Annotated in this window: 7 protein-coding genes; 1 reads left to right on the forward strand and 6 read right to left on the reverse strand. The window is 65.1% G+C overall.

All coding sequences use genetic code 11. The annotated features are described in order from the left end of the window. Positions 1-58: 58 nt before the first annotated feature. A complete protein-coding gene (locus WKW80_RS06910; RefSeq protein WP_340362801.1) occupies positions 59-1,024 on the reverse strand; it encodes an ABC transporter substrate-binding protein in 966 nt (321 codons plus the stop codon). Between the two features lie 49 nt (positions 1,025-1,073). After that, on the reverse strand, positions 1,074-2,525 hold the full coding sequence (locus WKW80_RS06915) for an aldehyde dehydrogenase family protein (protein WP_340362802.1): 1,452 nt from the start codon (positions 2,523-2,525) through the stop codon (positions 1,074-1,076). A 90-nt stretch (positions 2,526-2,615) separates the two neighbouring features. On the opposite strand from WKW80_RS06915, the gene WKW80_RS06920 reads away from it, so the two are divergent. After that, positions 2,616-3,575 (forward strand): LysR family transcriptional regulator, encoded by a 960-nt coding sequence (locus WKW80_RS06920; RefSeq protein ID WP_340362803.1) that lies wholly within the window; start codon positions 2,616-2,618, stop codon positions 3,573-3,575. A 27-nt stretch (positions 3,576-3,602) separates the two neighbouring features. On the opposite strand, the gene WKW80_RS06925 is transcribed toward WKW80_RS06920, so the two are convergent. The 4 genes from WKW80_RS06925 to WKW80_RS06940 all read right to left on the reverse strand — a co-directional run. Beyond that, positions 3,603-4,403: a hypothetical protein gene (locus WKW80_RS06925; protein ID WP_340362804.1), complete on the reverse strand. Its 801-nt coding sequence runs from the start codon at positions 4,401-4,403 to the stop codon at positions 3,603-3,605. Between the two features lie 122 nt (positions 4,404-4,525). Next, the gene (locus WKW80_RS06930; RefSeq protein ID WP_340362805.1) at positions 4,526-5,593 is read right to left on the reverse strand and encodes an aldose epimerase family protein; all 1,068 of its coding nucleotides are present in this window, start codon (positions 5,591-5,593) and stop codon (positions 4,526-4,528) included. Beyond that, positions 5,590-6,228: a 3-oxoacid CoA-transferase subunit B gene (locus tag WKW80_RS06935; RefSeq protein ID WP_340362806.1), complete on the reverse strand. Its 639-nt coding sequence runs from the start codon at positions 6,226-6,228 to the stop codon at positions 5,590-5,592. The genes WKW80_RS06930 and WKW80_RS06935 overlap by 4 nt, the downstream gene beginning before the upstream one ends. A 1-nt stretch (position 6,229) precedes the next feature. After that, positions 6,230-6,482 (reverse strand): CoA-transferase (locus WKW80_RS06940; RefSeq protein ID WP_340362807.1); only part of this gene is annotated, 253 nt, incomplete at its 5' end.

Here is a 6,482-nt window from a genome sequence, read left to right on the forward strand (position 1 = left end):
CGCCCCTGGCAAGGGGATGGCGACGCCCCCTGAGGAGGCGCGTCGCCTGGATACGACCTCAGTATTTCCGTGAAGGGAATTCCTTGTCGGCAACTTCCATCGGGAAGATACCTTCCTGCGTCACGATGCGCTTGGGCAGCGGCTTGCCGGCCTTGATGTCCTTCACCGCGCTCATCAGCTGCGGCCCGAGCAGCGGGCTGCACTCGATCGACACGTTCAGCTTGCCCGCCATCATGGCCTCGAAGGCGCCCTTCACTGCATCGATCGAGATGATGATGATGTCCTTCGCCGGTTTCAGGCCCGCTTCCTCGATGGCCTGGATCGCGCCGATGGCCATGTCGTCGTTGTGCGCGTAGAGCACGTTGATCTTCTTGCCATCAGCCTTCAGGAAGGCTTCCATCACCTCCTTGCCCTTGGCGCGGGTGAAGTCGCCGGTCTGCGACCGGATGATCTTGAACTTCGGGTCGGACTTGATGATTTCCTCGAAGCCCTTCTTGCGGTCGATGGCCGGCGCGGAACCCACCGTGCCCTGCAGTTCGACGATATTCACCTCGCCCTTGTTGTCCTTCATCTTCTCGACCAGCCAGCGGCCGGCCTTGCGGCCTTCCTCGGTGAAGTCGGAGCCCATGAAGGTCACATAGAGCGAGTCGTCCTTCGAGTTGACCGAACGGTCCGTCAGCACCACCGGGATCTTCGCGGCCTTGGCTTCGAGCAGCACGGTGTCCCAGCCGGTCTCGACCACCGGCGAGAAGGCGATCACGTCGACCTTCTGCGCGATGTACGAGCGAATCGCCTTGATCTGGTTCTCCTGCTTCTGCTGCGCATCGGAGAACTTGAGATCAATGCCAGCCGCGGCCGCCGACGACTTGATCGACTCCGTGTTGGCCGTGCGCCACTCGCTTTCCGCGCCTACCTGGGCGAAGCCGAGCACGATCTTGTTTTGCGCGAACGCGGTGGCCGGCAGCAGGCTCGTGAGCGATGCAGAGGCGAGTGCCGTGGTCAGAGTGCGACGTGTCAGTTTCATGGTGATGTCTCCTGGTTGGCGTGGTGAGAAATGTTCGACCCCGGGCCGTTCAAGCCAGCATGTAGCCCGTCTTGACCGAGGTATAGAACTCCGCTGCGTAACGGCCCTGTTCGCGGGGGCCATAGCTTGATCCCTTGCGCCCGCCGAACGGCACGTGATAGTCGACACCTGCCGTCGGCAGGTTGACCATCGTCATGCCGACCCGGGCATGCCGCCTGAAGTGCATCGCATGCTTGAGCGAGGTGGTGCAGATGCCGGCGCAAAGGCCGAACGGCGTGTCGTTGGCAAGCGCCAACGCATGTTCGTAGTCGGTAGCTTCCAGCACGCAGGCGATCGGCCCGAAGATCTCCTCGCGTGCGACACGATGATCCGGCCGGGCGAGAAAGAGCGCGGGGCTCATGAAATGGCCCACGGTCGCGCGCTTCAGCACCTCGCCACCGCACACGAGCTCGGCGCCTTCATCCCGCGCGACAGCCATCCATGCGAGGTTCTGCTCCAGTTGCCCGCGGTCGACCACCGGCCCGATGTGAACGCCCGACTCCACGGCATGGCCGACGCGCAAGGTCCCCATGCGCTGTCGCAGACGCGCAACGAATGTGTCGAACACCTTGGCCTCGACGATCAGCCGGCTCGACGCCGTGCAGCGCTGGCCGGTCGAGTAGTACGCGCCCTGCACGGCGCAGTCGACCGCCTTGTCGAGGTCGGCATCCGCCAGCACCACGAGCGGATTCTTGCCGCCCATTTCAAGTTGCACCTTGGCATGCCGCGCGGTGGCGGCTTGCAGGATGCGTTCACCTGTCTCCACCGAGCCGGTGAAGCTCAATGCATCGACCCACGGGCTATCGACCAGTGCCTGGCCCACTTCGCGTCCGCTGCCCATGACGAGGTTGAAAGCGCCCGCCGGCAGCGCCGCACGGCTCGCGATGTCGGCCAGCGCCCAGCCGCAACCCGGCACCAGTTCGGCCGGCTTGAATACCACCGTATTACCGTATGCCAGTGCCGGCGCGATCTTCCATGCCGGGATCGCGAGCGGAAAGTTCCACGGCGCGATCAGCCCGACCACGCCGACCGGCTCGCGCGTGACTTCGATATGCACGCCGGGCCGCACGGAGGCCATGCTTTCACCGCCCGCGCGCAATGCCTCGCCGGCGAAGAACTTGAAGATCTGCCCGGCCCGCGTCGCCTCGGCGATGGCTTCGGGCAGCGTCTTGCCCTCTTCGCGCGCGAGCAGCAAGCCCAGTTGATCCTTGCGCGCAAGAATCTCGCCCCCGATCTGGTCGAGCACATCCGCGCGACGCTGGGGCGTGGTCTGGCTCCAATGCGGGAAGGCATCGGCCGCGGCACGAATCGCCAGTTCGGTCTGGACGCGGTCGGCGCGCGCATATTCGGCCACGACCTCGCTCGTGTCCGACGGGTTCTCGCTCAAACCCGTAGTCACGCCCGTCTCCCACCGGCCGTTGATGTAGTGGCGAGCGCGTTGGGTGAGATCGCTGCGTTTCAAAGTGGCGCGAGTGTAGGAATCGCACCAATATCTTTCCAATCTTTAATTGGATTCAATCGATAGCAAAACGAGCATTCAGGTAAACCCTCCATGACCAACTACACGCACTGGTTCATCCGTGCGCGACTCAAGACCCGCCAGTTGCTGCTGCTCGTGGCACTGGCCGAAGAAGGCAACATCCACCGCGCCGCGCAGGTGCTGAACATGACCCAGCCGGCGGCTTCGAAGCTGCTGAAGGACCTGGAGGACGTGCTCGAGGTTTCGCTGTTCGACCGGCTGCCGCGTGGCATGCGCCCCACGTGGTACGGGGAAACCATGATCCGCCACGCGCGCATTGCGTTGGCCACGTTGAACGAAGCGCACGACGAATTGGGCGCGCTGAAGGCCGGCCGCTTCGGCCAGGTGAACGTCGGCGTGATCACGTCGCCGGGCCTGGCCTTGCTGCCGGGCGCGGTCGCCGCGGTCAAGCGTGAACAGCCGAACCTGCGCATCTCCGTGGAGATCGAGACCAGCCCCGTGCTGATGGAGCGGCTGGAGCAAGGCAAGCTCGACATCCTGGTGGCGCGCCTTTTCGCGGAGCACGACAAATCGAAGCTGCGCTATGAAGCGCTGACCGAAGAGCCGGTGTGCGCGCTGGTGCGTCCCGGCCATCCCCTGCTCGGCATGAGCGGTCTCACGCTGCGCGACGTGGTGTCGGCCGGCTGGATCGTGCCGCCCGCGGGCAGCGTGCTGCGGCACCGCTTCGACCTCATGTACCAGGAAGAAGGCCTGCCCCCGCCGCTCAACGTGATCGAAAGCGCCGCCCTGCTCTTCATCACGCGCATGCTGCAGCAGAGCGACATGATCGCCGTGATGGCCACCGACGTCGGGCGCTACTACGCGGCGCACGGCATCGTCGCGATCCTGCCGCTGGCCATGCCCTGCCACATGGACATGTTCGGCATCATCACGCGCACCGACCGCCTGCTGTCGCCAGCGGCAAAGATCATGATGAAGGCGCTGAAGAGCGAGAGCCAGGCCGTGTATGGGCTACGGCTGGATGCCGACTAGCGTGAAGCGGAAGTGAGGCCTCGCCCCTTACCACCTGACCGTTGCGCCCACCATCGGCCCGTTGAAATGCAGGTTGTCGATCGACCCGCCAGGCTTCATGTCGTATGACAGGTAGCGCCACATCGCCGTGAGTTCGCCCCACGAGTAGGAATAGCTGACGCCCGCGGCGGCCTGATAGGTCAGGTGCGACTGGCCGGTGCCGGCATCGAAGTAGAACGGCAGAGACCACTTGCCATTGTTGCCCACGGCATAGCGGCCCTTCACGCCCACGATGCCGTCCCACACCGTCTCGCTGGTCGACGCGCTGCCGACGCGGCCGACCGGCTGCAGCAACCCCGCGTCGCCCAGCACGTTCCAGCGCAGGGTGGGCTTCAGCGCGAACATGCGCGCGCCGGCGAGCAAGTCCAGCGTCAGGACCGGATCCGCCATCACGCGGTATTCGCCGCCTACTGTCCAGAGCGAGCCCTTGAGGTCCCAACTGAGGTCAGCCGTTGCCCCGAAGGGTGGCGGCGCATGCCCGATCGTGAAGGCGCGGCTGGATTGCTTGCTGCCGCCCAGGTCGAGGTAGATGAGGTCCGTAAAGGCACCCCAGCGCCCATTGTTGGCTTCGGCCGCACCCATGAAGGTGAACTTCAGGCTGTCGACGATCTTGCCGGCATCGATGTCGATGGTCGGCCCGCCCGCAGGCGTGTTCGCGCTGCTCTGCCCGCTCAGGCTCGGAAGGTAGCCGTAGACCGACAACGAATAGCGCCAGGCATTCGAGCTTGTGGACGTGTCGGCCGACGCGGCTTGCTGCGCTGCCGCAAAAGCCGGTACCAGGGCAGCCATCAATGCCGCTCCACGAAGAGTACTGCCCTGACGTATCGCCTTGTAATTCATGGCGCCATTGAACCACGGCGAATGCCCTATGGCTACCCCACCGAACAGCCTGGGTTCAGGTCATGTGCGTGTCAGCAAAGACCGAAGCGATGCAGCGTCGTGCTCCGGAAAATCTCGCCCGGCCGCAGGATCGTGGGCGGGAATCCTGGCTGGTTCGGCGAGTCCGGAAAGTGCTGCGTTTCGAGGCACAAGCCATCACTTTGCCGCCATGCCATGCCGGCACTGCCGATCAGGTTGCCCTCGAGGAAATTGCCCGAATAGAACTGCACCCCCGGCTCGGTCGTGTGGACCTCCATCGTGCGGCCGGATGCGTCATGCTCGACGCGCGCGGCGAGCGCCAGGCCATCCGCGTCGACGTCCTTCCGGTCCAGCACCCAGTTGTGGTCGTAGCCCTTGGCGGTGAGCAATTGCGGATGCGATTGACGGATGCGCGCGCCGATGGCCGTGGGCTTGCGAAAGTCGAACGGCGTGCCGGCGACGTCGGCCAGACCTGTCGGGATCAATGTCGAATCGACGGGCGCGAATCGGCTCGCGGCAAGCGTCAGCCGATGGTCCAGCACCGAGCCTCCGCCGCCCAGGTTGAAGTAGTCGTGATGGCTCAGGTTGACGACTGTCGGCTGGTCGCACACCGCGTGATAGTCGATGCGCCAATCGTTGGCCACGGCGCTGAGCGTGTAGCGCACGGTTGCCTGCATCTCGCCGGGATAACCCTCTTCACCGCTCGCGCTGGTGTAGCGCAAGTCGAGCGCGACGTTGCCGTCGCCGTCCTGCACGGGTTCGATGCGCCACCACCGCGCGCCGAAACCCTTCTGCCCGCCATGCAGCGAGTTGGGACCATTGTTCACGGTGACCTGGTGCGCCTTGCCGTCGAGTTCGAACCGTCCGCCTGCGATGCGATTGGCGTACCGCCCGGCGATCACCCCGAAGTGCGGATTGCGCTCGACATAGTCCGCCAGCGTCGGCAGGTCGAGCACGACGTTGGCGCTGCGCCCGTCGCGGCCGGGCACATGCAGCGCGGTCACGATGCCGCCCAGGTTGACGGCGGACAAGCGCATGCCGCGGCCGTTGTCGAGCGTGTACTCGACGACGTCGCGGCCGTCCGGCATGCGGCCGAACGCGCGCTCGGTGAGTTGGATCACTGGACGAGCTTGCAGCCCGTCTTGCCTTGCAGTTCGTCGAAGCTCACGCCCGGTGCGAGCTCCGTCACCTTCAGGCCCTCGGGCGTCACGTCCATCACGCCCAGGTCGGTGATGATGCGGTCGACCACGCCCACGCCGGTCAGCGGCAGCGAGCAGGCATCGAGGATCTTCAGGTCGGTGCTGCCGTCCTTCTTCCGCGCGACGTGTTCCATCAGGACGATCACGCGCTTCACGCCGGCCACCAGGTCCATCGCGCCGCCCATGCCCTTGACCATCTTGCCGGGAATCATCCAGTTGGCCAGGTCGCCCTTGGCGCTGACCTGCATCGCGCCGAGGATGCTCAGGTTGATCTTGCCGCCGCGGATCATGGCAAAGCTGTCATGGCTGCCGAAGATCGCACTGCCCGGCAGCGTGGTCACGGTCTGCTTGCCGGCGTTGATGAGGTCGGCGTCGACCTGGTCCTCGGTCGGGAACGGGCCGATGCCCAGCATGCCGTTCTCGCTCTGCAGCCAGACTTCCTTGTCGCCGACGAAGTTCGCGACCAGCGTCGGGATGCCGATGCCGAGGTTGACGTAGAAACCGTCTTCGAGCTCTTGCGCCGCGCGTGCGGCCATTTGGTCCTGGGTCCAGGGCATCTCAAACTCCTTTGTTGTTCTTGACGGGGGCGGGCGTGCCGACCACGGCGGCATGGGCGATCACGGCTTGCGCCTCGATCTTGGCGGCAACGGGGTCGACCGGCGCGGACGCGCTCACGGTGCGCTTCTCGATGCGCTTCTCGGGCGTGGCGTTGAGCACGATGCGGTGCACATAGATGCCCGGCAGGTGGATGTCGTCGGGCGCGATCTCGCCGACCTCGACGATCTTCTCGACCTCGACGATGCAGACCTTG

The organism is Variovorax humicola (assembly GCF_037889915.1).
Taxonomy (GTDB): Bacteria; Pseudomonadota; Gammaproteobacteria; order Burkholderiales; family Burkholderiaceae_C; genus Variovorax; species Variovorax humicola.

Excerpts from the sequence above, each read along its gene's own strand:
- WKW80_RS06910 (WP_340362801.1), bottom strand. The coding sequence starts at position 1,024 with ATGAAACTGACACGTCGCACTCTGACCACGGCACTCGCCTCTGCATCG.
- WKW80_RS06920 (WP_340362803.1), top strand. The coding sequence starts at position 2,616 with ATGACCAACTACACGCACTGGTTCATCCGTGCGCGACTCAAGACCCGC.
- WKW80_RS06925 (WP_340362804.1), bottom strand. The coding sequence starts at position 4,403 with ATGGCTGCCCTGGTACCGGCTTTTGCGGCAGCGCAGCAAGCCGCGTCG.
- WKW80_RS06935 (WP_340362806.1), bottom strand. The coding sequence starts at position 6,228 with ATGCCCTGGACCCAGGACCAAATGGCCGCACGCGCGGCGCAAGAGCTC.